We start from the raw sequence: 23,974 nt of genomic DNA on the forward strand, positions 1-23,974 counted from the left end.
GAGCCTATGCCGTCCTTCTCCCGCAATCTCGAACAGACCCTCCACCGAGCGCTTGCCGTCGCCAATGAGCGTCACCATGAATACGCGACGCTGGAGCATTTGCTGCTCAGCCTGACGGAGGACGGCGATTCCGCGGCGGTTCTTCGGGCGTGTTCGGTCGACCTCGATCTGCTGAAGAAAAATCTCACCGAGTACATCGACCAGGAGCTCGACAATCTCGTCAGCGACGGCCGGGACGACGCCAAACCGACCGCCGGGTTTCAACGTGTGATCCAGCGCGCCGTGATTCATGTGCAGTCCTCGGGGCGGGAAGAGGTCACCGGCGCCAATGTTCTTGTCGCGATTTTCGCCGAGCGCGAGAGCCATGCCGCTTATTTCCTGCAAGAGCAGGACATGACCCGGTACGACGCCGTCAATTACATCAGCCATGGCATCGCAAAGCGGCCGGGTCTCTCGGATCCGTCGAAGTCTCCACGCGGGGCCGATGAAGAAGCCGAAGCCCGAGATTCGAAAGACTCCAAGGACGCAGGCGAGTCCAAGAAAAAAGAAGGCGCGCTTGATGCTTATTGCGTCAACCTCAACAAAAAGGCGAGGGAAGGCCGCATTGATCCTCTGATCGGGCGCGAGGCGGAAGTGCAGCGCACCATTCAGGTGCTTTGTCGTCGCCACAAGAATAATCCCCTACTCGTCGGCGACCCGGGCGTCGGCAAGACGGCCATCGCCGAGGGCCTCGCCCGCAAGATCGTCAAAAGCGAAGTGCCGGAGGTTCTCGCCGAGGCCACGGTGTTCGCGCTCGATATGGGCACCTTGCTGGCCGGAACCCGCTACCGCGGCGATTTCGAGGAGCGGCTCAAGCAGGTGATGAAGGAGATCGAAAACCACAAGAAAGCGATCTTGTTCATCGACGAAATCCATACTGTCATCGGCGCCGGAGCGACGTCAGGAGGCGCGATGGACGCCTCCAACCTGCTGAAACCCGCGCTGGCTCAAGGCACGCTGCGCTGCATCGGCTCGACGACCTACAAAGAGTACCGGCAATATTTCGAAAAGGACCGCGCCCTGGTCCGCCGCTTCCAGAAGATCGACGTCAACGAGCCGACGATCCCCGATGCGATCGAAATCATGAAGGGACTGAAGCCCTATTTCGAGGAATTCCATAAAATCCGCTACACCAACGAGGCGATCAAGGCCGCTGTCGAATTGTCCGCCCGCTACATTCATGACCGCAAGCTGCCGGACAAGGCGATCGACGTGATCGACGAGACCGGCGCGAGCCAGATGCTGCTGCCGGAGGGCAAACGCAAGAAAACCATCGGCATCAAGGAGGTCGAGGTCACCATCGCGACGATGGCGCGGATTCCTCCGAAGACCGTGTCCAAGGACGACGCCGAGGTTCTCGAACATCTGACCGAAACGCTCGGGCGGGTCGTCTATGGGCAAAACAGCGCCATCGCGGCTCTGACGTCGGCGATCAAGCTTGCGCGCGCCGGTTTGCGCGACGGCGAAAAGCCGATCGGCAGCTATCTCTTCTCGGGTCCGACCGGCGTCGGCAAGACCGAGGTCGCTCGCCAGCTCGCCGTCAGTCTCGGCGTCGAGCTCGTCCGCTTCGACATGTCGGAATATATGGAGCGCCACACCGTTTCCCGGCTGATCGGAGCGCCTCCCGGCTATGTCGGATTCGACCAGGGCGGCCTTTTGACGGATTCGATCGATCAGCATCCGCATTGCGTTCTCCTTCTCGACGAAATCGAAAAGGCCCATCCTGATCTGTACAATATCCTGCTGCAGGTGATGGATCACGGCAAACTGACCGATCACAGCGGCAAGCAGGTCGACTTCCGCAACGTCATCATGATCATGACGACGAATGCGGGCGCCGCCGACATGCAGCGCTCGTCCTACGGCTTCACGCGCGGAAAGCGCGAGGGAGAGGACGTCGAAGCGATCAACCGGATGTTCGCACCGGAATTCCGCAACCGGCTCGATGCGGTGGTGACCTTTGGCCATCTCCCGGCCGACGTGATCGTCAAGGTCGTCGACAAATTCATCATGCAGCTCGAGGCTCAGCTTGCCGATCGCAACGTGACCATCGAATTGTCCGATGAGGCCCGCCACTGGCTGGTGGAGAACGGCTACGATGAGCAGATGGGCGCAAGGCCCATGGCCCGCGTCATCCAGCAATCGATCAAGACGCCGCTGGCCGACGAAGTGCTGTTCGGCCGTCTCAAGAACGGGGGAACGGTGCGGGTGGTCGTGACCGCGGACGACGATGGCGTGAAGAAGCTGAGCTTCGTCTTCCCGGAAGGACCGGCCCTGCCGCGTCCGGAACGCGATATCGTCGAAGCCGGCAAAAAGCGGGTGCGGCCCGAGCCGGAAGTGCGCCGCGCCAAGGCGCGCCGGTTGAAGGACGATGACGAAGATCCGAACGAAAGCCCCGATGACGACGAAGCGGAAACCATCGGCGGCGACGAGCCGGATCTGAAACACTGAGGGGTTAAACGCCTGTTAGACGCGCCTCAAAAAGGCTTCGGGTCGCTCCGGAGCCTTTTCTTTTGGGGTCCGCTCAGTTGCCGGCCAGCGCGCTGGCGATTCTGACGCGAAAGCCTTCCAGCACGTCCGGTTGTTCGGCCGCCCCGCTTTGAGGCCGCAGGGGGACGCCGTTCCAGCGCGGCAGAATATGAAAATGCAGATGAAATACGACCTGGCCGCCGGCCTGTTCGTTGAACTGCTGGATGGTGACGCCGTCGGCCCCGAGCCCTCCCTTGACCGCGCGGGCGATTTTCTGCACCCGCGTCATCAATTCGCAAAGAACCTTCGGCTCGACGTCGAGGATGTTGCGCGCCGGGGCTTTGGGAACAACGAGCACATGACCGTCCGCGCGCGGCATGATGTCCATTAAAGCCAGGACGGCCTCGTCTTCGTAAACCTTGTGGCACGGCAAATCGCCGCGCAGGATTTTCGCGAATATGTTGGACTCGTCGTAGACCGCTATCATCGTCTTTTCCGTCCCTGTTTTTACGCCGCGTCTTTGATGTTCCGCGTGGCGGCTGGTTTCGTTTTCAGGATCTCTTTTAGATCGACTCCCTGCGGCTCACTCATGAAGGAGCGGCGACGCCGTCAATGCGCCTCGCCCGCTCAGGACTCTTTTTTGAACGGCGTCAATTCACCGTAGTCCTCGATCGCCGCGTCAATGTGGACGCGCTCTTTCTGAAGATAATCGTCAATCGCTCGGGCGAGCCGTTCATCCGGAATGTCGTGCGCCGAATAGGTCGCGACCGGACCATAGCCGCGTGAGAGTTTATGCTCGCCTTGCGCGCCCGCCTCGACGCGGGAGAGGCTATGTGAAATTGCGAATTCGATCGCTTGATAATAGCACACCTCGAAGTGCAGAAAGGGGTGTTCTTCAATTGCGCCCCAATTGCGCCCGTAGAGCGCGTCGTCGCCCATGAAATTGATCGCGCCCGCGATATAGACTCCGTTTCGTTTCGCCATGACCAGCAGGACGCGGTCGGCCATGGACGCGCCGATGGCCGAAAAAAACGGGCGTCGGAGATAAGGCGTTCCCCATTTGCGCGCGCCGGTGTCGGTATAAAATAAGAAGAACGCGTCCCAGTGCTTCTCCTGAATGTCAGCTCCGGTCAAAAGTTCGATCTCGATTCCGCTGGCGAGCGCTTCCTTACGTTCACGCCGGATCATCTTTCGCTTGCGGGAAGAGAGATCGCCGAGGAAAGCGTCGAAATCGGCATAGCCTTTGTTGACGAAATGAAACTGTTGTCCGGTGCGCTGCAAAAAGCCCGATGCGCCGAGGCGCTCCCATTCCTCCTCGGTGGAAAAGGTGATGTGAATCGATGAAGCGCCGATTTTGTTCCTCCAGGCTCGTAATCCCCCGATCAGCGCTTCGCGCGCGGCCTCGCCATGACCCGGCGCAACGAGGAGGCGCCTGCCGGTGACGGGCGTGAACGGCGAGGCGACCTGTAGCTTTGGATAATATTTGAGCCCGGAGCGATGGTAGGCGTCAGCCCACGCATGGTCGAACACGTATTCGCCCATCGAATGAGTTTTGAGATAAGCCGGCGCCGCCGCCGCCAGCCCTCCCGCGGAATCGCGGACTACGACGTGGGTCGCGACCCACCCGGCTCGCGGGGAGGCGGATTGCGACGTCTCGAGCGCGCTCAGAAAAGCATGCGTGATGAAGGGATTGAATCGCTCTCTTTGACGCGGCGGCTGGTTCGGGCCGCCTGAGCCGAGGCCGGCGATCGGGCCGGGCGCATCCGGCTTGGGATTGGCGCATGCATCCCATTCCGCCGCGCCGATGTCGCTCATCGATTGCGCGATATGGACTTTATAGGGCGAAGGCATCGGAACTGTTTCCTTTAGACGCTGCGCTCCAAATCAATTCATTCGGTGCAATAACAACGCCTTTTTATGTTTCATCCGTAGTATGGCGCCGCGCGATGGATCCTTGGCGAAACGCGCGGGCGCGGTCACGGTCCGGACGCAGGAAGATCGCCGCTCGAGCATATTCCGATCGGATTGCATCAATCCAATCGAGAAGAATATGCTCAAACTTTTGAATCTGGAGCGATTTCTGATCGATCGCATGACTTCATGCGATCGGAAAGCGCTCGAGCATATTCCGATCGGATTGAATCAATCCCATCAATAAGAATACGCTCAAGTCTTTGACTCTGGAGCGATTTCTGAGGAAAGCGCTCCAGCGTCGGCCAGGTCGGCGATGATCTGTTTGGCCGCGCTGACGCCGGAGAGAAAGGCGCCGTGCGCGGTTGAAAAAGAGTCGGGCGAACACGCCTCTCCGGCGAAATACAGGCGCTGGCCGACCGGTTCGCCAAGCCGGGCGCGCGCGCCCGCATGGCCGGGCGTCGCATAGGAATAAGAGCCCCGCGCGAAAGGATCCGCGTCCCAGCGCGTTGCCGAAACCGGCCGCAGCTTGCCGCGGATCGACTCGCCCGCAAGCGAGGCGAGTTCGTTCGCAGCGAAAGCGAAAAATGCGTCCGGACCGCCGGCCTCCAGATCGCGCGCAAGCCGACCGCCGAAAAATCCCTCGATCAACGGCCTGCCGAAGGGGCGTAAATGATAACTTGCCGTGGTGGCGCGGGCCGGGTCTCCCAGAAGATGCCCGTCGGCCGGGAACAGCTGCGGATCGTCTATCGCCATGACGAGTTTGTCGGCGAGGCCGAGGGGAAGAGCCGCCGCCGCGCCGACCTTGTCGGGCAGGGCGGGCTGGAACCTGATCGCCTCGCTTGCAATCAGCGCGGCGGGGGCCGTCACGATGATTGCATCAGCTGTTATCGCGCCCCGCGACGTCTCCATCCGCACGCGCAAGCCGCGATGATCGATGAGCCTCACGGCGCAGTTCAACTCGACGGGCAGGCGTGCGCCATAGGCTGCGATGACGCTCCCGTAGCCTTCGCGCACTCTCCAGTTCACGGCGCTGTCGGCGTAGCGTTTCAGGTCCTGCGCCGAGACAAGATCGAGTTCGGCGCCGCTCATAAAGGCGCTTTCCGCATTGAGGATCGGGTTCCAGCGACAGCCGGGATCAAGAAGGTCGGCGGCAGGCGAGTCCGCGCCGCCCGGATCGAGCGCCTCGAGCCGTTGGCGAAAACGCGCCCCGGCGGCGCGCAGATCTACTTGATCTTTAGCCGGAAAACCAAGATCGAGACTCTGGCGCTCCCAGCCAGGGGCCGTGTTGTCGATCGTGAAGCCGGCCATCGAGGCGATCCTGGTCCATGGATTGCGATCGGCCGAATGCAACCATCCGCATCCAAGGTCGAGCGGAAAGCCGGCCGTCATAACCGTATGGGCGCGCCCGCCGATCCGATCGCGCGCCTCGACAATGCGGACGGCGATGTTGCAGGCCAGAAGCTGCGCAGCCGCTGCGAGACCGGCGGCTCCGGCGCCGATGACCACGACGTTGAAATCGTCCGGCGAGACTCGACGCACCGCAACCTCCATCTTGAAATCAGCGCCTTTTGCGTATGTGTAAAACATGCGAAGCAGGCATTCCCTCTGGCGTTAATTGAGCGCTCCTGAAGTTTCCTGAGCCGTTGTCAACGGCCTAATTCCCCAATGATCCCTTGCACTTATCCGCCCCCGATCTACATAAAAGATGTCCGGTGAACATTCGTGACGTCGCATGCTAGTGACGTTTGCGACTGTACTCAAAATGTACCCTAGGGGAGCGAGCCATGGCTGAGGCCAGAAAACTGACAGACACATTTTTTCACTGACCCAACAATCGCCTGCGCGCCGGTATGCACGTGAACGTGCTCGACGGTCACTTTCTGCTGCCCCTTACCACGATAGCGTTGCAACGCTTCGGTCTGGGCCGCGAAGGTCCGCAAAAGTTTCACCGCGAGATTTCCGTTGCTGTCGTGCTGGGGGATCGTGCCCGACCCTTTCAAGCGACGAAGCGCGCGTGTTGCGGCGAAATGGGTTGCGACCATCTGGACTGCCAGCATCGTTTCGATTTCGTCGTTCGCCCCAACGCCATGAATGGCTGCCAGCATACCGTTGACGTCTTTTTCGCTCGGCGAACACGTGGGGTCGCTATCACAAGCCGCGCCGATGAGGCTTGTGAGCAAGATATTCGCGACCCCTTGGTCGGTTGTCCCGAAAGCCAGCGCCAAGCCCGCGACGTCGGCAATGGACGGTTGACTAATTTGCAGTGGCTTGTGCGGTTTTGATTTGACGACCAGGCGCGGCGCGTTTGGGCGACTCCCTCGGCGCATGAGGTAACGCTCGATAACAGCGCGCTGTTGCAGCGTCGGCGTCGTTCCCACAGCATTAGCGACGCTCTTTTTGCGGTCGTGGTCGGTTGGCTTCGTCATTTACCGATTCCTGGCAACATGGCCACAGGGAGAACTATAGGAATGAAACGCCTTTTCGGCAAAAACTTACCTGCAAACAATTGATAGGCTACTGGGTTCTGGCGTTGGAGTTCGTTATAGTTGTGAGCAACGAATAAGCGGATCTATATTGAATCTGTTTGGCCCCCGTTGTCCAGAATTTTGCAAAAAATATTCATGTAGTGTCGTTCTGGGATTTCGAATCATCGGCGACGGTGTAGGCAACACCGAAAGCGCAGACATTTGTTCTTAGCTGATCTTAATGGAGAGCTGGCTCGACGAGTTTTGGCAATCCGATAAATGGAGTTTCTGCCTGATCGCGACCAAAATGGTCGCAGCGCAGGAAAGGCGGTGAGCAAGCGACCCCGCTGGAACCACGCACCAGCGATGGCCTTGGCCGCCATCAAGGGCGAAAAGACGCTGGCCGACCTGACCCCGCAATTCCTGTCCCGCCAAACCAGCGCATTTCATTGAAAGGCTCAGTCTGCTCGAAGGGTCGGCCGGGGTATTTGAAACTGAAACACGTTTCGAACCTCCGGCGGTCAACCCCTTTACGGTAATGGAACTTCGGACGGCGCTGAGCCTCGATGAATGGGGCCTAGGCGGAGCCGAGACGACGGAGCGCTTGTCAAGACGGGGATTATGTGACGAGGTCGGCGCGCACGCGCTATCGAGGTCCGGTCCGAGCAGCCTAGGTCCCGTTGACAAATAGGATTCCAATTCCTGGGTGTGTCTGATTCAAGGTCGCTTTCGTAAGGAGGCGGGCTTGATTCGGGGATTGATGAGCGACGAGGAATGGGCGTGTTTTGAGCCGTTTGTGAGTGCCCGCGGAGCCCATAGCGGGCGACGCCCGAAAAGATCATCGCCTTGTTCTGGATGGTATTTTCTTGATCGCCCGAACCGACGCGCAGTGGCGGGACTTACATGAGCATTTCGACAAGTGGTCATCGGTCTACCGACAGTTCCGACGCTGGACGCTGGCTGGATTATGGGAGCACCTGCTGGAAGCCCTGAATGAGACCGAGGGCGTCGGCGAGACCGTTCAGATGATCGACAGCACCATCATCCGGGCGCATCATTGCGCCGCCGGCGCTAAAGGGGGACTCCGCGTCAGGGTCTTGGGCGCTCAAGAGGTGGCTTCACGACAAAAATCGACCTCCGCACGAATGGCGAAGGCCTGCCGATAACCGCCGCCATCACGGCGGGCGAGGTCTCCGATTATCTTGGCTTTGACCCGTTGATGGAGGCGGAGGGTCCAGAAGCGAAGGTCGTGCTCGCCGACCGTGGCTATGATTCTGATCATATTCGCGAAACGCTGGAGGAAAACGGTGCCGCCGTAGTCATTCCGATGCGTCGGAATCGCAAGCTTCAAATCCCGGTCGATGGCCACATCTACGCTTTGCGCAACCGCATCGAACGCTGCTTCAACAAGCTGAAAAACGCGCGCCGACTGGCGACAAGGTACGACAAAACCGCCGCGAGCTACCTTGCCTTCGTCCACATCGCCGCCATCCGCCTATGGACACGCGCATTTGTCAACAGGACCTAGCGGGCGGGGAAGGTCGCCAATGATGTCGGCCAACGTGAAACCGTGATTGACATCTGTCCAAGGCTCGTTGCCCTCCGGCGGAAACTCGCTGACCAGGGCAAATCGGGGAACTGTGTCTGAGGGCATGCACTTTACGTTAGGCCATAGACAGGATTTGCGCTGACAAGATGTTCGAGGGTATAATCAATCCTTCTGCTTTATACGTTTAGCGACGCGCTTCCAAAGTGCGGCCTCGAAATAATCTAGTAGCAGCCGTACAGTTAGTAGTAATGCGGGGAGAATGTCCTACAAATTATATAACCGTTGACTGAAGAACTCCGGCTTGACGGCAAATGTTTTATGGCGAGAATACGGCGAGGCTCAAATTTGGCTGATTTCATAGTTTTGAAGACGATATTAAGGGGTCTCCATGCGCCGCAGTCACTCTCGCTTCGGCGCAGTTCTGCTGGCTTCGACGGCGCTGAGCAGCGGGGGATCTTTCGCCCAGAGCCTGCCGACGGGCGGACGCGCGGTCTCCGGCTCGGTAACGATTTCTCCGACCTCGGGCAATACGCTGAACATTCGCCAGTCCAGCCAGGGCGCCATCGTCAACTGGCAGGGCTTTTCGATCGGCCAGGGCAATACTGTCAACATTCATCAACCCGGTTCATCCTCGGCGCTCCTTAACCGGGTGATCGGTTCGACGCCTTCGACAATCGCCGGACAGCTCAACGCCATCGGTCAGGTCTACCTCGTCAATCCCAACGGCGTCGCGATCACAAAGACGGGCGTGGTCAGGGCCGCCGGGTTCGTCGCCTCGACGCTCGGCGTCTCCGACAGTGAATTCCTCAGCGGCGGGGCCAGACTGAAATTCAAGGGCGGCGGCGCCTCGAAGGCAGTGACCAATGACGGCGTCATCAGCGTCGGGCGCGGCGGCTACGCCGCGCTGATTGGCGGCGTCGTGTCGAATTCCGGGAAAATCCTCGCGCCGATGGGCAAGGTCGGGCTCGGCTCCGGCGAAACCGCGACGCTTGATTTCTCCGGCAACGGCTTCCTCAAGGTTGCGGCGCCCACCCGCTCCAACGGCAAGGAGGCCCTCGTCAGCAACTCAGGAACGATCAAGGCCGACGGCGGCCTCGTCGTGATCGAGGCGGCCACGGCGCGCGAGGCGGCGCGCAACGCCGTCAACATCAGCGGCCTCGTGCAGGCCCGCAGCATCGGCGGCCATTCGGGCGCGATCGTCATCGGCGGCGGCGCGGGCGGGGCGGTCAATGTCTCCGGCAGGCTCAACGTGTCGGGCGGGCAAAAATACGCCGGGGGGCCGATCGCAGAGAGCACCTTCGACGGTCAGAGCCATACGATCTCGAACCTGACCATTCAGCGCCCGACGGACGCATTGAACGCAGCAATATGGACCGGGTACAATGTGGGTTTGTTCGGCTATGTCGGCGGCGCGGGCGTGGTGAAGAACGTCACCCTCGCGGGCGGCGGAGTTAGCGGTTATCAGAGGGTCGGCGCTCTCGTCGGCAAGAATCATGGCCTCGTGCAAAACAGTTCAGCATCCGTTTCGGTCATCGGCGACTCATATGTCGGGGGCCTCGTCGGCTGGAGCTATGGAAGCATTATCGACAGCAGCGCCTCCGGCACCGTCAAGGGCGCCCGCGACGTTGGTCGTCTTGCGGGCGGAAGCAACTATATCGTCGAACATTCCTACGCCACTGGCGGAATAAATTCACCCGGGGATTATGCTTCGAACGTAGGCGGATTGGTCGGAGCAAATGTTGGCGCAATTAGGCGATCTTATGCGACCGGAAACGTCGCGGGAAATTGTTCATTGGGCGGGCTTGTCGGGGAGAACTACACCGGCAGCTCGATCAAGCAATCCTATGCGACCGGAAATGTGAGCGGCGTCGGAAATGTTGTTCGCAACGTCGGCGGCCTCGCTGGCGGCAATGGGGGCTCTATTTCAAAATCCTACGCGACGGGCGCGGTGAGCGGCGCCAACCCTGACGGGGACATGGAGGTTCCTGTCCCTTTACTTTGACCCGAGGTTTCTGTGTCCCAATAGGAAGACGTCACGGAACCGGGGTTTGCGCCGACGAGGCCGCTAATATCTGTGGCGCTGTTAAGAACGCCGCCGATGGCTCCAGTGGAATAGGAATTTGAAACCATGCCGGTGTTGGTTCCGACGAGGCCGCCCACGAAGGATTCCCCGGTAACCGCTCCCAATGCATAGGAGGTGTAATACCGGGTCTTTCAACGCGGCCGGTCTGACCACCGCTGAGTTTAAATCGCCTGCCGCTCTGGCCGGGCCGTCCTGCTCCATGCGGCTCTGACCGCCGCCCTGAACGCGCGCGGGCTCGGGGACGACAGGGCGGGTCGTGGGCCCTCCGACCGCGGAATAAATTCTAAACCTGACTGGTGAAAGCGCAATTTCGAAGAAGACAGCGGGTCGCGTCTTCATCCTCTTTGCGCTGCAAAAGAAATTACATGGCAGTTCTCAGTTTTCATCCCCATCGGCTCTTTATCGGGGGACAGCATGCATCTTGCCTCATTTTTATCTTTTGATTTGGTGCCAATTGGTCTTAGGTGTGGATGGCCCTCTCTTCCCGTTTGTAGGCGCAGGCTAGCGCGCCGATATGTATTCAGAATGTGGAATGAATAATGACGCAAGTTGTTCTACTTGCAGGCGGTTACGGCACCCGGCTGGCGGAGGAGACCGCGACGCGGCCAAAGCCAATGATCGAAATCGGCGCGCGCCCGATCCTCTGGCACATCATGAAGCTCTACGCCTCACATGGCCTGACGGACTTCATCATCTGCCTCGGATATAAGGGCTATATGATCAAAGAGTATTTCGCCAATTTCGTCTTGCACAATTCCGATGTGACGATCGACGCCGTCAGCAACAAGATCACGTACCATCAGTCGTCGGCGGAGCCTTGGCGCATTACACTCGTCGACACCGGCGAGAGCACGATGACCGGCGGGCGCCTGAAGCGTGTTGCATCCTATATTGATCCAAAGCAGCCCTTCTGCTTCACTTATGGCGACGGCCTGGCCGATATCGATATTGGCGCTTTGCTGGCGCATCATAAACAAAGCGGCAAGCTGGCGACCTTGACCGCCGTTGCGCCGCCGGGACGCTACGGCGCGCTCGTCCTTGAGGGCGACCGCGTGATGCGCTTCGTCGAGAAGCCGCCGGGCGACAATAACTTGATAAATGGCGGCTTTTTCGTTCTGGACCCCGCTGCCTTGGAGCTTATAGAGGGCGACGCGACCGCCTGGGAAGGCGCGCCTTTGGAGACGCTTGCCCGCGACGGTCACCTGAACGCCTATCGCCACACGGGCTTCTGGCAGGCCATGGACACCTTGCGCGACAAAAATGTTCTGGAAAGCCTTTGGGCCGCAGGAACCGCTCCGTGGAAGCGGTGGTAACGCCGAGGGCGCTTGACTTTTGGGGCTCAGGAAACTTTAGTCGCGCTCTCCTGATGCCGGTTTGCTGCACGGGGCCGTCGTTTAAATATTGAGGAGCCGCGCCGGGAGTTTGCATGCTCTATTCATTCGTCGTCCCAACTCGGGATCGCCATGACGTGCTGAAATCGACGATTGAAAGCGTTCTTCGCCAGACGCATTCTGAATTTGAGCTCGTCATTATGGATAATGCAAGTTCTCCAGAGACTAAGAAGGTCGTCGACTCCTTCTCCAGCCCCCACATTCGTTATTTCCGTTCCGAGAAGCGCCTCGCCATGACGGATAACTGGGAGCTGGCGCTCGAATATGCGCGAGGCGACTACATCAATTTTCTCGGCGATGATGATGGGCCATTGCCCGATGCCGTCGAAATTGCGAAATCGGTTCATGCGCGCTGGCCAAGCATGATTCTGGCATGGAAGCCCCTCATCTATTTCTGGCCAAAATTTCTTGTAGAAGAATATCAAAATCTGGCTCATGTTCACATCGGATCGCGGATAGAATTTCGGAATTCGAAATCCTTTCTGAAGGATATTTATTCCTGTAGTCGTATCTACAACGAGCTGCCGTCTATATATGACGCCTTCGTGCCGCGCGACCTGATCGCTAACGTCAAGGCGAAGTACGGACGCTACTTCCTCAGCCGTTCGCCCGATATTGGATCGGGCCTGGTCAACGCGTGGTCCACCGAAACCTTTCTTTATTCCTATCGTGCGCTCGCCGTGCGGGGCGTGTCGCATCACAGCACAGGGGCGGCTTTCAGTTATTTCCCCTTTGCCAAAGGCAGCAAAGAGGCTTTCGAACTTGAAACCGAAGGCGGACTTTGGAAAGAGCAACTGCACCCCAAACTGGAAGCAGGTTATGTTGTTGAAATTGCCGTGGCTAACGAGCTTCTTCAGTTCAAGGACAAGTATTATCCGGATGATGACGACGTGAAGCTTGATATGGCGGGGTTCGTCAGCTGGTTCAGCAAAGCGGCGCCGCGGTTCATGTCTCATTATGATAAGGTGGTCGAGGCTATCCACTCGATCGCCGCAAAGAACGGCGTCGATCCGGCCCAGATCGAGATTGATCCTGTATGGACGCATATACAGCGTGCAGCATTTTTTCCGACACTGGACAAATCGGCAAGCACAGTCAGTTATTCATACTATCCAAATTCGGCCTATATAAATAATATTGCGGATTTTACTTCGGCTTACGCCTCAGCCCTTGTGCAGTCGCGCGATATCGAAATCATTCCGCTGCCGCCGCAGCCCGTGATCGCACGAAAGAGGTTCTTTTTCTTTTAGCCCTGTCTCTATGAGACGGACTATCGCTGTCTTGCCTTGATTTGTCGCAAGGGATGAGAATAAGGCGCGGCTTGGCCACGCCTGTAGTGTTGCGGCTTGGCTTGGGTTGCGGTAAGCAGCGGCCGGGGATTGCATGAGGGCGAAAACTTCGTGAAAAACATACCGGTTGCGGGACCGTCGATTACGCAAAAAGAAATCGACTACGTGACTGAGGCGGTCGCAACGGCGTGGTACGAAGGCGCAAACCGCTTCAACGACCGTTTCGAGCGCGACTTTGAAGTCTACTGCGGGCGCCGTCACGCCGTTGCCCTGCCGTCCTGCACCTCTGGCCTGCACCTTTCCCTGCTGGCGCTAGAAATCGGTCCCGGCGATGAGGTCATCGTTCCGGACGCGACATGGATCGCCTCCGTCGCGCCGGTTGTCTATGTGGGCGCGACTCCCGTCTTCGCTGACATGGACCGAGATAGCTGGTGCCTCTCGCCGGAAGCGTTCGAGGCTCTCATCACGCCTCGAACCAAGGCCACCATCGTGGTCAATCTTTATGGCTCGATGCCGGATTGGGACGCCATCACTGCCATAGCTCAAAAACACGGGGTAGCGTTGATAGAGGACGCGGCGGAGTCCATTGGCTCGCGCTGGCGCGGCCGGTTGGCCGGCGGATTTGGCGTATTCTCGGCTTTTTCATTTCACGGCTCCAAAACGCTGACCACCGGCGAAGGGGGAATGCTACTCCTCGACGACGACCGCCTCCATGATCGCGTGATGCGACTCCGCGATCATGGGCGGAAACCCGGCGACGTGCAGTTCCTGAATGAAGAGGTCGGCTGGAAATACAAGATGTCGTCGATGCAGGCGGCTCTCGGGATCGCCCAGCTTGAGCGCGTCGCCGAACTCGTCGAGGCCAAGCGGCGCATCTTCGGCTGGTACCAGTACGGGCTCGCGGGCTGGAGCGGCGGCTCGCTGAAGGCTGACCATCCGGACCTTTGCAATTCGCATTGGATGACAACCGTCATTCTGAAGGGATCCGATCCTATGCCGAAGGCCGAGTTGATCGCGGGACTTCGCAAGCGCGGAGTCGAGGCGCGCCCGTTTTTTTCGCCGCTGAGCTCAATTCCCGCGTTCAAGGCAAGCGAGCAGGCGGCCGCGGCGCGCGCGCGCAACGTCAACGCCTATGCGATTACGCCATTTGGCGTCAATCTGCCGAGCGCGCTCGGTCTGACTGAAGGCGACGTAGAGACCGTTTGCTCGGCCTTGCGTCAAGTGGTCGACGGTGGAACGTGACCCCGGGCTTTTGGAAGGATCGCTCAGTCCTTGTGACGGGTCATACCGGCTTCAAGGGAACCTGGCTCAGTCTGTGGCTCGAACGAATGGGCGCGCGCATTACAGGCCTCGCGCTCGATCCGGAGCCGGGAAAAGCGATTTATCGCATGGTGACATCCGGCGCAGACTCGATCATCGGAGACATTCGCGACCTCGAGACCGTCAAGCGGGCGATGCGGCGATCTAAGCCCGATGTCGTCTTTCATCTTGCGGCGCAGGCTCTGGTCCAGCGATCCTACAGGGATCCGCTCGGCACATATGCGACAAATGTGATGGGAACCGCGCATGTCCTGGAGGCGATCCGAGAAATGCCATCGGTCGCCGCCGCCGTCATCGTCACCAGCGACAAATGCTATGAGAATCGCAACTGGCACTGGGGCTATCGCGAAACCGAGCCAATGGGCGGCCGCGATCCCTATTCGAATTCGAAAGCCTGCAGCGAACTCGTGGCGGCCGCCTATCGATCAAGTTTCTTTGAGGGCGGGGCGCGCTCCTGCGCGATTGCGACGGCCCGCTCCGGAAACGTCATCGGCGGCGGCGACTGGTCCGAGGACCGTCTCGTCCCCGACATGATCCGCTCCTTCGACGCGGGCGACGCCGTCGAGATCAGAAGCCCGGAAGCCACCCGGCCATGGCAGCATGTCCTGGAGCCGCTCAGCGGCTACATTCTGCTTGCCGAGGCTCTGAGCCGTCGCAACTCCGCTTCCTTTGCCGAAGCGTGGAATTTCGGTCCGCGCGATGAGGATTGCGTGCCGGTTCGAGCCCTTGTCGGCCAACTCGCTGCGCGGTGGGGCGAGGGGGCGTCGTGGCGGATCCGCGATCATAGTCTGCCGCATGAGGCGCATTATCTCAAGATCGATGCGTCGAAAGCCAAAACTCGCCTTGGCTGGTTTCCGAGACTGCGGCTTGACGAGGCGATCGAATGGACCTCCGACTGGTATTCCATCGCGCGGTCGCAGGGCGATATGACCGCCTTCACAGCCGGTCAGATCGCGCGTTATGAGGCAATTGGAGGGCGTCCGACCTTATGAGCTCGCATTGCCGCATCTGCAAATCGCCGCTGAGCCACACATTCGTCGATCTGGGCGTGTCGCCGCTCGCAAATTCCTATGTTCCCCTCGACAAGGAGAAGCGCGGCGAGATCTTCTATCCGCTCCACGCCTATGTCTGCGATCAATGCTTTCTGGTGCAGCTCGAGGAGTTCGAGAATCCAGACGCCATCTTCTCGAACTACGCCTATTTTTCGAGCTATTCAGCGGCCTGGCTTCGCCATGCGGACGCCTATGCAGGCGCGATGAAGGCGCGCTTCGGTCTTGGCGCCGATAGCAAAGTCGTCGAAGTGGCCAGCAATGACGGCTACCTCCTGCAGTATTTCCTGGCGCGTGGCGTCCCGGTCCTCGGCGTCGAGCCGGCGGCCAATGTGGCAAAGGCCGCCATCGCAAACGGCGTTGCGACGCGCGTGCTGTTTTTCGGAGCCGAAACGGCAAGGCGATTGCTGGATGAGGGCGAGGCCGCGGATCTGATGGTCGCCAATAATGTCCTGGCGCATGTGCCGGACATTCTCGATTTCGTCGCGGGGTTTCGCATCCTTTTGAAGAGCGCCGGCGTCGCTACATTTGAATTCCCGCATCTGCTCCGGATGATCGAACAGAGCCAGTTCGACACGATCTACCACGAACATTTTTCCTATCTGCGCCTTGGCGTCGTCGCCGACCTCATGCAGCGGCGTGGGCTTCGCGTCTTTGACGTCGAACAGCTTGCAACCCACGGAGGTTCGCTGCGGGTGTTCGTCTGCCACGATGCGGCGCATTATCCGATCAGCCCCGAGGTCGCTCACATCCTCGGCCTCGAGGAGGCCTCCCGACTGAACGACCTCTCGGGATATGCCGGTTTCGCCGATGCGGCCGTGACGATCAAATCTGACGCGCTGCTTTTTATGATCAACGCCCGGCGGGAGGGCAAGCTCGTCTGCGGCTACGGAGCCGCCGCCAAAGGCAATACTTTTCTCAACTACACCGGCACAGGCCCGGACTACATCAAGGTCGTGGCCGACCGCTCACCGCACAAGCAGGGCGCCTTGCTCCCCGGAAGCCGCATTCCGGTCGTGTCGCCCGATGAGATGCTGGCCCTGAAGCCCGATTATATCTTCATTCTCCCCTGGAATCTGCGCGAGGAAATATCCGCGGAACTGGCAGCGGCGCGGGACTGGGGCTGCCGCTTCGTCGTGGCCGTGCCCACCCTCTCGATCTTCTGACGCACAAGATGCTTTTTCGTGAATTGGTTTTGCCCGGAGTGTTTCTGATCGAGCCCGAGCCGCATCGCGACGCGCGAGGCGCGTTTGCACGCGTGTTTTGCGCCGAGAGCTTCGCGAAACAAGGGCTCGTCTCGCAATTTTCGCAATGCTCTGTCTCCGCCAACACGCAGGGCGGGACCGTGCGAGGAATGCACTACTCCGCCGGGCCCGACGCGGAGACCAAGCTCGTGCGCTGTGTGTCCGGCTCGATTTTCGACGTTGTTCTGGACCTGCGGCCACAGTCCGCGACCTTCCGGCAAAGCGTCGCTTTCATTCTCACGGCGGACGACCACCGCCTGCTTTACATCCCTGCCGGCTTCGCTCACGGCTTCCAAACTCTGACGGACGATGCGAGCGTCCTATATTTGATCGACAGGCCATTCGTCGCCGAGGCCGCGCGCGGCGTGCGGTGGAATGATCCGGCCTTCGCGATCAACTGGCCGCGTCCGGTCTCGGTCATCTCCGAGCGGGATCTCAACCTTCCTTTGTTGGGAGACGATACAAAATACGCCATGTTGCCGGCGCGAGGCGCGTAAAACCCGACACGCGTCGGGATCGGCTGAAGCAAAGCCTTTCGGACAAAGCCGGTCGCGCCGACATAGCGAGCTGGCCTTGCCCGACGCACTTGTGCCGCTCTCACTTTCTGGTATGAGGGCAGGCGAGCCATTCTAGCCAGGATCGCTGCATAAGGGCGGCGCTGGCGCGTTCAGTGCCGACCGGCGCGCGAGGGATGTTGATGAGCGATTCAACCGAACAATCCTATTCGATGGTCGACCCGCGCTCGCAAACATCCAGCGATCGTCAGTTCGCTGAAGGCATGGAAGCGTTTTTCGCCGGCAGCCTCGGTTCGAACCTGGACAAGCTACGGACCTTTCCGAAATTCGCGCCGCGTCAGGCGCTGGCGCAGTTTCTGGCAAAGAACGAGCTGTTTCAGGCGATCCTGCCCGTGCATGGCCATATCGTCGAATGCGGCGTCTATCTCGGCGCGGGTTTGATGACATGGGCGAATCTCAGCGCCATCTTTGAACCGGTCAACCACACGCGACGTGTTGTTGGATTTGACACTTTCGCCGGATTTGTCGAATTCTCCGAAAAGGACGCGATAGGAAGCTTGAGTTACGCCCAGCCGAAGGGCCTCGCCGCCGATTCGTATACAGACCTGCAGGATTGCATTCGCCTGTTCGACCTCAACCGTCCGATTGGGCATATTCCGCGGGTAGAGTTGGTCAGGGGAGACGCCTGCGAAACCATTCCGAAATATCTCGCCACGAACGCTCATCTTGTGGTGGCGATGCTTTACCTCGACTTCGACCTCTACGAGCCGACCAAAATAGCGATCGAGACGTTTCTGCCGCGCATGCCGAAAGGCGCTATTCTGGCGTTCGATGAGCTGAATCAAGCTGGATGGCCCGGCGAGACGGCCGCAGTCATGGACGCCGTGGGACTGCGCAATCTGCGCATCCGGCGCTTTCCAACGACGCCCGCGCTCTCTTATGCGATCCTGGAATAAAAACACGAAGCCGAGCGGTTCGACAACGCGTTTTTAGCTTGTTTTCGTAATCCTCCAAAAGAGAAGCGTCGAAGTGCCCAATGCGTCGCTCACTACAGGTCGATCTGAGCCGACATCCGCCACGGGCGTGTTGATCGCCGGCATCGGCGGTGCCTCTCTCGGCACCGAGGTCATCAAGGCGCTAAGGCTCACGGAGGGCTATCGGCTCTTCGGTTGTGACATCTCTCCCCTCGCCTTTGGTCATTATGCGGGCCTCCTCGATAAATCGATGCTCGTTCGCAAAGACGCCTACATCGACGACATCCTGACTCTATGCTCGGCGCATTGCCTCAAAGTGGTGATTCCAGGAGGCGACGAGCCGGCGAGGCTGGTTGCAGCCGCGCATCCGCGATTCTCCGAGCAAGGGATCGAGGTCGCCGCCAATTCCTCCGCGGTCGTCGCCGAACTGGCCGACAAGGCTTTGTGCTTTCGACGGCTGGAGGAACTTGGCTTCCCTATTCCACGGACGTTCGACGTCGAACGGGGAATTCCGTCCGATCTGCCAATGCCATGCATCCTGAAGCCGGCGATTGACAGCGGAGGCAGCGCATTCGTCTTCTTTGCGCGCAGCGTTGATGAAGCGGCTCTCTATGCCGAATATATGAGGCGCAACGGCCTCCGCCCGATCGCTCAGGAATATATACCGCATCAGAACGGCGAGTTCACGGTTGGGGTCTTGTCGAGGCGGGACGGTGAGTTGGTAGGCAGCGTCGCCATGAAGCGGTCCTTCGCCGCCAAACTGTCGGTCGCGGCGCGCGGAGCCGATTTTCTAATTTCGAGCGGCTACAGCCAGGGTCACATCGGCCCCTACGAGGCGGTTTGCGCGACGGCAATCGCCATCGCAAAGGCGGTCGACAGCCGTGGACCGATCAACATACAGGGCCGCGTCGATGCTGAAGGGAGATTTCTGCCCTTCGAAATCAATCCCCGTTTCTCAGCATCCACCTATCTGCGCGCCCTGGCCGGCTTCAACGAGGTGGATTATTTCATCAGGCATCTGCTGGGACAGCCGCTCCCGACGTTGGCGGCGAACCCTGGCTGGCATCTTCGCAGCCTGACGGAAGCTTTTGTCACCGACGGAGGGCTGATCGCGTGATCCGGTGGATTCGGCCGCGGCTCGGCACAGCGCCATTCAATGAAATCCCCGAAGGTGACTTCGCCGTTGTCGACGTGCGGCGCCTTGTGGACAAATCGGGCAACCCAAGCGGCGCGGTTCTCGAGGCTGTCGAGGCCGGTCTTCAGCTGCTGCAGGCCGGCCGAACCGTGGTGATCGCCTGCGACTTCGGCATATCGCGAAGCAATTCTATCGCGGCCGGCGTCCTAAGCCGCGCTGAAGGAAAGAGATTTGACGCTGCTCTCGCCGACGTCATCGACGCCACCGGCGAGGCCGAAATAAAGATTGCGATGATTGAGACGGTGCGGGCGGCGCTCGAGCCGGTTTCGATGCGGTCTGATCGAAGCTCCCTCCTGATCACCGGCGGCAGCGGCTTCATCGGCCGTCATTTGTCGCCCCTTCTGGCGTCCGGGCAGCGTGTCCTGACGCCGCTTCGCAACACCCTCGACATCGAAAAAGGAGCGGCCGAACTTGGCCGCTATTGTTGCGAGCAGAACATAGGTCAGATCCTGCATCTCGCCTATCCACGCGCCTACACCAACACCAATGCGGCGGGCTCGAGCGTCAATATGCTGCGAGCGGTTCTCGATGTTTGCAAAACGTTGGATATACGGCTGATCTTCGTTTCGTCCTGGGTCGTGTTCTCCGGTTACGCCTCCACCTCGCTGTGGGCCGACGAAGGCGTCGCCCTGCGGCCGAAAGGCGCTTATGGCGACTCGAAATACATAGAGGAGATGTTGGTGCGCGCGCATGCCGACCGCGGGGACGTCAAAGTTTCGATCGCGCGGTTTGCTCCGGTGTATGGGACGGGAGGAGACCGACCGCGGCTGATCGGCACGTTTCACCAGAGCCTACTGCGTGGCGACACGATATCGACGCATCGATTCCACAACGGCCGGCCGGCGCTCGATCTGCTGCATGTCACGGATGCGGCGCAGGCGCTGCGCTGCCTCGTCAATTCCAGGATCGATGATGTTTTCCATTTCGGCGCCGGCACTTTGACGGAGACCGCTGCGATTGCTCAAATGATCGCAGAAATCGTTCAAAAGCCGCTACGACTCGACGAAATCGAAATAGACGACGAAACCAGCAATGTGGCCATGATTTCCTCGAAGGCGGCCCGGCGGCTGGGTTGGAAAGCGAACGTCAACATTGACACCGGTTTGCGGCGGATGCTGAGCATCACGCAATAGGGACGAGCGCTTGGTGCGCCTAACAAAGCCATTTACTAACAATGGGCGGGCGGAAGGCGTTGTAGCGGCGCCGCCAGGCTTCGATCAGGACTTGTGCTTCGGCCAAGCTGAAGAACAATTCGCCATTGAGTAGTTCGTCCCGCAGCTTGCTGTTGGAGCTCTCGCAGTAGCCGTTTTCCCACGGGCTCCTAGGCTCGATATAGGCCGTCTGGTGTTGATTTTCGCTTCGAACTGACCCGGGATTTTCATTGAGAAGTGACCCGGGTTGACATTGTGTCCGGCGTTGCGGGCGAGGGTTAAGCGGCGGATTTTTCCTTTCGTGTTTTGGGAGCTGCGGCGCTTGCCTTGAACCGGTAGCTGTCGTTGCCTGTCTCAAGGATATGGCAATGGTGGGTCAGCCGGTCCAGAAGTGCGGTGGTCATCTTGGCGTCGCCGAACACCCCGGCCCACTCGCTGAAGCTGAGATTGGTGGTGATGACGACGCTGGTTCGCTCGTAAAGTTTGCTGAGCAGGTGGAACAGGAGGGCGCCCCCTGACGGGCTGAACGGCAAATAGCCGAGTTCGTCGAGGATGATGAGGTCGAGACGCAGCAGGCGTTCGGCCAACTGGCCTGCCTGGTTCATGGCTTTTTCCTGCTCGATGCAGCGCTCCTCGAGCCAGGCGTTTAGCGCCGCCAGATCGGGGAAGCTGGGCATCGGCTGCCATAGCCGGCGCCTTGCATCCTGCGCGTTCTTCTCGACTTGCCCTTTCTCCCAGCCAGAGGCCGGATTGCAAAAATCCGTCTCAAACAGGTAATGGCTGGCCATGGCGGCGAACCGGGCGTTGACCTGCCGGGCTTTGCCCGACCCGATCCGATCGACCGCAGTCTTCATATTATCAAATATCCCGCGCTGGGGAACGCCGCCCAGAACCCGGAATGCCTCGGCCAGCGCGTCGAACAGCATCTCGTGGGTCTGAAGCAAATACGCCCGTACGATAAACGCCCGGCTGTGCGACAGTTTGGTATGGGCGACCTGCAGCTTGGTTCGCTCGCCGGCGACAATGGCCCAGTCCTCGCTCCAATCGAATTGAAACGCTTCCCCAGGCTGGAAGACCAGCGGCACGAATGTTCCTCGACCGCTGGTCTGCTCCTCGTGCTGCCGGTCGGCCTTCCAGCGACGAACAAAGGCGGCGAGGCGCTGGCGGCGGACGAAGAGAAAAAGCCGAGCGCATGACATTTATATATTGTGTTGCGGCGGCTTGACGACGCCCCCTTTCGCGGGCTGAGTCTTAGCTCAGCGGGGGCGCAGTATCTCAGCGCTGTACCCAGAACCCAGAAAAACTACGTAACCTATTGATATATAAGGCATATCTGCGTATGTGTAAAACATGCGAAAAAAGAAAGACTCCGCGACGATGCGGATCGGGCGGTTTTCAGCTGCTTCGTTTCCGCGCCTTCCCTCCGGCTCCCGGCATCATATAAGGGCGTAACGTGACAAACATCTGGGTTCGCAAATCCATGACGGCGCTTGCCGTCGAAGCGCGCGACGCCGAATTCGGAACAGAGGCCAATCCGGTCGGGCTGCACCGGACACTATCGGTCATGAGTCTTATCGCTCTTGGCATCGGCTGCACCATCGGCGCCGGCATTTTCGTGCTGACCGGCCACGCCGCCGCGGCTTACGCCGGGCCCGCTGTCGGCGTTTCCTTCATCATGGCGGGAATCGCCTGCGCCTTCGCCGGCCTTTGCTATGCCGAGATGGCGTCGACAGTGCCGGTGGCGGGCAGCGCCTACACCTACGCCTATGCGACGATGGGAGAGTTCGTGGCCTGGATCATCGGCTGGGATCTCGTTCTCGAATACGCCTTCGGCGCGACGACGGTCGCGATCGGCTGGTCCGGTTACGTCACGAGCTTTCTGAGAGATCTGCACATCGTCATTCCGGAATATCTGTCGCGCGCGCCGCTCGCCTTCGATCCAAACAGCGGGGAATGGTCGCGCACCGGAGCGCTCGTCAATGCGCCCGCCGTGATCATTATTATCCTCGCGGCGGCGTTGCTCATCGTCGGGATCAGGGAATCCGCCAAAGTCAACAATATCATCGTGCTCATCAAGCTGGCGATCATCCTTCTCTTCATCGGGGCTGGCGTCTGGTATGTCGATTCAGCAAATTGGGTGACTTCGACAAACCCCACCGGCGCGTTCATTCCGCCGAATCTCGGGCCTGGACAATACGGGTGGGACGGAATCATGCGCGGCGCGGCTGTCGTGTTCTTCGCCTATGTCGGCTTCGACGCGGTCTCGACGGCGGCGCAGGAATCGATCAATCCGCAGCGGGACATGCCGATCGGCCTCCTCGGTTCGCTGGCGATCTGCACCGTGCTCTATGTGCTCGTGGGTCTCGTGATCACCGGGATCGTTCCGTTCGACAAGCTGAATGTCCCTGATCCGATTGCGGTCGGCGTCGACGCCATTGGTCTGCTCTGGCTCTCGCCCCTGATCAAGTTCGGAGCGATCCTCGGGCTCAGCTCGGTCATCCTGGTGCTGATGCTCGGCCAATCGCGCATTTTCTGGTCGATGGCGCGCGACGGGCTCATGCCTCCCTTTGCTGCGGCCGTTCATCCACGCTTCCGCACGCCCTGGCTGACAACGATGCTGACGGGAGCGGCTGTCGCGATTTTGTCGGGCTTGTTACCGATCGGACTTGTCGGCGAACTTGTCAGCATCGGAACATTGTTCGCGTTCACGGTGGTTTCGATCGGCGTTCTGATCCTGCGGATCACCCAGCCGGATCTTCACCGCCCGTTCAAGACGCCGTTCGTTTTCGTCGTTGCGCCGCTTGGCGCAATCTCGGCGATTTACCTGATGTTCCAGTTGCCGGGAGACACATGGGTGCGGCTCGTTGTCTGGCTGGTCATCGGCCTCGTGATCTATTTCTTCTACGGCCGTACAAACAGCCATATCGGGCGGCTCAAGTAACGCCCGGCGCCCTACGCGAGGCGCCGCAGCAGGGGCCAAACGGCCTCGAAAGAGCTGACGGCTCTCCCGATCGCGGCGTTGCGCTTTATTCCCGAACGCTCGTCATCCTCGAACCCAAGACCCGGACTTATTGAAGCGGCGTTCTTGACCGAAGACGGGCGTCATTTCCGAGGTTTTCGGAAAAGAAGAGCGTTTCGACGTCGCTCACGAGTCGCTCTCAAGCTCAACAAGGCGCTCTCAAGCTTAGAGCGCTTTCCGATCGCATGAAGTCATGCGATCGATTCTTGTCGATTGGATTGATTCAATCCGATCGGAATATGCTCGAGCGAGTCGCTATCGATGCGGCTCGAACCGGATCGCGCGCATTCGAGCCCTCAAGCGCCGCT

General features: G+C 59.6%; 17 protein-coding genes and 4 pseudogenes. 14 read left to right on the plus strand and 7 right to left on the minus strand.

The genetic code is table 11. The annotated features are described in order from the left end of the window. Positions 1-6 precede the first annotated feature (6 nt). A complete protein-coding gene (gene clpA / locus BM177_RS03020) occupies positions 7-2,490 on the plus strand; it encodes an ATP-dependent Clp protease ATP-binding subunit ClpA (protein WP_091677732.1) in 2,484 nt (827 codons plus the stop codon). A 73-nt stretch (positions 2,491-2,563) separates the two neighbouring features. Here the strand turns inward: clpA and BM177_RS03025 are convergent, their stop codons facing one another. From BM177_RS03025 to BM177_RS03045, 4 genes are all read right to left on the minus strand, one after another. After that, complete coding sequence (locus BM177_RS03025; RefSeq protein ID WP_091677736.1) at positions 2,564-2,995, minus strand: HIT family protein; 432 nt, start codon at positions 2,993-2,995, stop codon at positions 2,564-2,566. 140 nt (positions 2,996-3,135) lie between these two features. Then, on the minus strand, positions 3,136-4,359 hold the full coding sequence (locus BM177_RS03030) for a GNAT family N-acetyltransferase (protein ID WP_091677739.1): 1,224 nt from the start codon (positions 4,357-4,359) through the stop codon (positions 3,136-3,138). 315 nt (positions 4,360-4,674) lie between these two features. Further along, positions 4,675-6,009, minus strand: a complete 1,335-nt coding sequence (locus BM177_RS03040; RefSeq protein ID WP_342028886.1) for a flavin monoamine oxidase family protein — start codon at positions 6,007-6,009, stop codon at positions 4,675-4,677. A 182-nt stretch (positions 6,010-6,191) separates the two neighbouring features. After that, complete coding sequence (locus BM177_RS03045; protein ID WP_091677745.1) at positions 6,192-6,848, minus strand: hypothetical protein; 657 nt, start codon at positions 6,846-6,848, stop codon at positions 6,192-6,194. Between the two features lie 369 nt (positions 6,849-7,217). On the opposite strand from BM177_RS03045, the gene BM177_RS20895 reads away from it, so the two are divergent. From BM177_RS20895 to BM177_RS03100, 12 genes and pseudogenes are all read left to right on the plus strand, one after another. Beyond that, complete coding sequence (locus BM177_RS20895) at positions 7,218-7,340, plus strand: hypothetical protein (RefSeq protein WP_280140519.1); 123 nt, start codon at positions 7,218-7,220, stop codon at positions 7,338-7,340. Between the two features lie 307 nt (positions 7,341-7,647). Next, positions 7,648-8,461: pseudogene (locus tag BM177_RS03050) on the plus strand (IS5 family transposase). A gap of 363 nt (positions 8,462-8,824) precedes the next feature. Next, positions 8,825-10,438, plus strand: coding sequence for a two-partner secretion domain-containing protein (locus tag BM177_RS03055; protein WP_091677749.1), 1,614 nt, complete (start codon positions 8,825-8,827; stop codon positions 10,436-10,438). A 620-nt stretch (positions 10,439-11,058) separates the two neighbouring features. Then, the gene (gene rfbF / locus BM177_RS03060) at positions 11,059-11,832 is read left to right on the plus strand and encodes a glucose-1-phosphate cytidylyltransferase (protein WP_091677754.1); all 774 of its coding nucleotides are present in this window, start codon (positions 11,059-11,061) and stop codon (positions 11,830-11,832) included. Between the two features lie 113 nt (positions 11,833-11,945). Then, positions 11,946-13,160: a glycosyltransferase family 2 protein gene (locus BM177_RS03065; RefSeq protein ID WP_091677758.1), complete on the plus strand. Its 1,215-nt coding sequence runs from the start codon at positions 11,946-11,948 to the stop codon at positions 13,158-13,160. 150 nt (positions 13,161-13,310) lie between these two features. Beyond that, on the plus strand, positions 13,311-14,441 hold the full coding sequence (locus tag BM177_RS03070; RefSeq protein WP_091678708.1) for a DegT/DnrJ/EryC1/StrS family aminotransferase: 1,131 nt from the start codon (positions 13,311-13,313) through the stop codon (positions 14,439-14,441). Further along, positions 14,438-15,511, plus strand: a complete 1,074-nt coding sequence (rfbG, locus tag BM177_RS03075; protein WP_091677761.1) for a CDP-glucose 4,6-dehydratase — start codon at positions 14,438-14,440, stop codon at positions 15,509-15,511. The genes BM177_RS03070 and rfbG overlap by 4 nt, the downstream gene beginning before the upstream one ends. After that, positions 15,508-16,734, plus strand: coding sequence for a class I SAM-dependent methyltransferase (locus tag BM177_RS03080; protein ID WP_091677765.1), 1,227 nt, complete (start codon positions 15,508-15,510; stop codon positions 16,732-16,734). Before rfbG ends, BM177_RS03080 begins: the two co-directional genes overlap by 4 nt. An 8-nt stretch (positions 16,735-16,742) precedes the next feature. Continuing rightward, positions 16,743-17,309 (plus strand): dTDP-4-dehydrorhamnose 3,5-epimerase, encoded by a 567-nt coding sequence (gene rfbC / locus BM177_RS03085; protein WP_091677770.1) that lies wholly within the window; start codon positions 16,743-16,745, stop codon positions 17,307-17,309. Positions 17,310-17,509: 200 nt separating this feature from the next. Then, complete coding sequence (locus BM177_RS03090; RefSeq protein WP_091678711.1) at positions 17,510-18,283, plus strand: TylF/MycF/NovP-related O-methyltransferase; 774 nt, start codon at positions 17,510-17,512, stop codon at positions 18,281-18,283. A gap of 73 nt (positions 18,284-18,356) precedes the next feature. Next, complete coding sequence (locus tag BM177_RS03095; protein ID WP_210185877.1) at positions 18,357-19,418, plus strand: ATP-grasp domain-containing protein; 1,062 nt, start codon at positions 18,357-18,359, stop codon at positions 19,416-19,418. Next, positions 19,415-20,629 (plus strand): NAD-dependent epimerase/dehydratase family protein, encoded by a 1,215-nt coding sequence (locus tag BM177_RS03100; RefSeq protein ID WP_091677776.1) that lies wholly within the window; start codon positions 19,415-19,417, stop codon positions 20,627-20,629. The genes BM177_RS03095 and BM177_RS03100 overlap by 4 nt, the downstream gene beginning before the upstream one ends. Before the next feature lie 19 nt (positions 20,630-20,648). On the opposite strand, the pseudogene BM177_RS03105 reads toward BM177_RS03100, so the two are convergent. From BM177_RS03105 to istA, 3 pseudogenes are all read right to left on the minus strand, one after another. Then, a pseudogene (locus tag BM177_RS03105) lies at positions 20,649-20,840 on the minus strand (integrase core domain-containing protein); the annotation flags it as partial. 85 nt (positions 20,841-20,925) lie between these two features. Further along, positions 20,926-21,270 (minus strand): annotated as a pseudogene (locus tag BM177_RS19900) (ATP-binding protein); the annotation flags it as partial. Continuing rightward, positions 21,262-21,807 (minus strand): annotated as a pseudogene (gene istA / locus BM177_RS19905) (IS21 family transposase); the annotation flags it as partial. The pseudogenes BM177_RS19900 and istA, both read right to left, overlap by 9 nt. A gap of 293 nt (positions 21,808-22,100) precedes the next feature. On the opposite strand from istA, the gene BM177_RS03115 reads away from it, so the two are divergent. Next, complete coding sequence (locus BM177_RS03115; protein WP_091677785.1) at positions 22,101-23,588, plus strand: amino acid permease; 1,488 nt, start codon at positions 22,101-22,103, stop codon at positions 23,586-23,588. Positions 23,589-23,974 lie beyond the last annotated feature (386 nt).

Origin of the sequence: Methylocapsa palsarum (assembly GCF_900114285.1) — a bacterium.
GTDB lineage: Bacteria > Pseudomonadota > Alphaproteobacteria > Rhizobiales > Beijerinckiaceae > Methylocapsa > Methylocapsa palsarum.

Excerpts from the sequence above, each read along its gene's own strand:
- BM177_RS03030 (WP_091677739.1), bottom strand. The coding sequence starts at position 4,359 with ATGCCTTCGCCCTATAAAGTCCATATCGCGCAATCGATGAGCGACATC.
- rfbF (WP_091677754.1), top strand. The coding sequence starts at position 11,059 with ATGACGCAAGTTGTTCTACTTGCAGGCGGTTACGGCACCCGGCTGGCG.
- BM177_RS03065 (WP_091677758.1), top strand. The coding sequence starts at position 11,946 with ATGCTCTATTCATTCGTCGTCCCAACTCGGGATCGCCATGACGTGCTG.
- BM177_RS03040 (WP_342028886.1), bottom strand. The coding sequence starts at position 6,009 with ATGTTTTACACATACGCAAAAGGCGCTGATTTCAAGATGGAGGTTGCG.
- rfbC (WP_091677770.1), top strand. The coding sequence starts at position 16,743 with ATGCTTTTTCGTGAATTGGTTTTGCCCGGAGTGTTTCTGATCGAGCCC.
- BM177_RS03090 (WP_091678711.1), top strand. The coding sequence starts at position 17,510 with ATGAGCGATTCAACCGAACAATCCTATTCGATGGTCGACCCGCGCTCG.
- BM177_RS03045 (WP_091677745.1), bottom strand. The coding sequence starts at position 6,848 with ATGACGAAGCCAACCGACCACGACCGCAAAAAGAGCGTCGCTAATGCT.
- BM177_RS03055 (WP_091677749.1), top strand. The coding sequence starts at position 8,825 with ATGCGCCGCAGTCACTCTCGCTTCGGCGCAGTTCTGCTGGCTTCGACG.
- BM177_RS03025 (WP_091677736.1), bottom strand. The coding sequence starts at position 2,995 with ATGATAGCGGTCTACGACGAGTCCAACATATTCGCGAAAATCCTGCGC.
- BM177_RS03080 (WP_091677765.1), top strand. The coding sequence starts at position 15,508 with ATGAGCTCGCATTGCCGCATCTGCAAATCGCCGCTGAGCCACACATTC.
- clpA (WP_091677732.1), top strand. The coding sequence starts at position 7 with ATGCCGTCCTTCTCCCGCAATCTCGAACAGACCCTCCACCGAGCGCTT.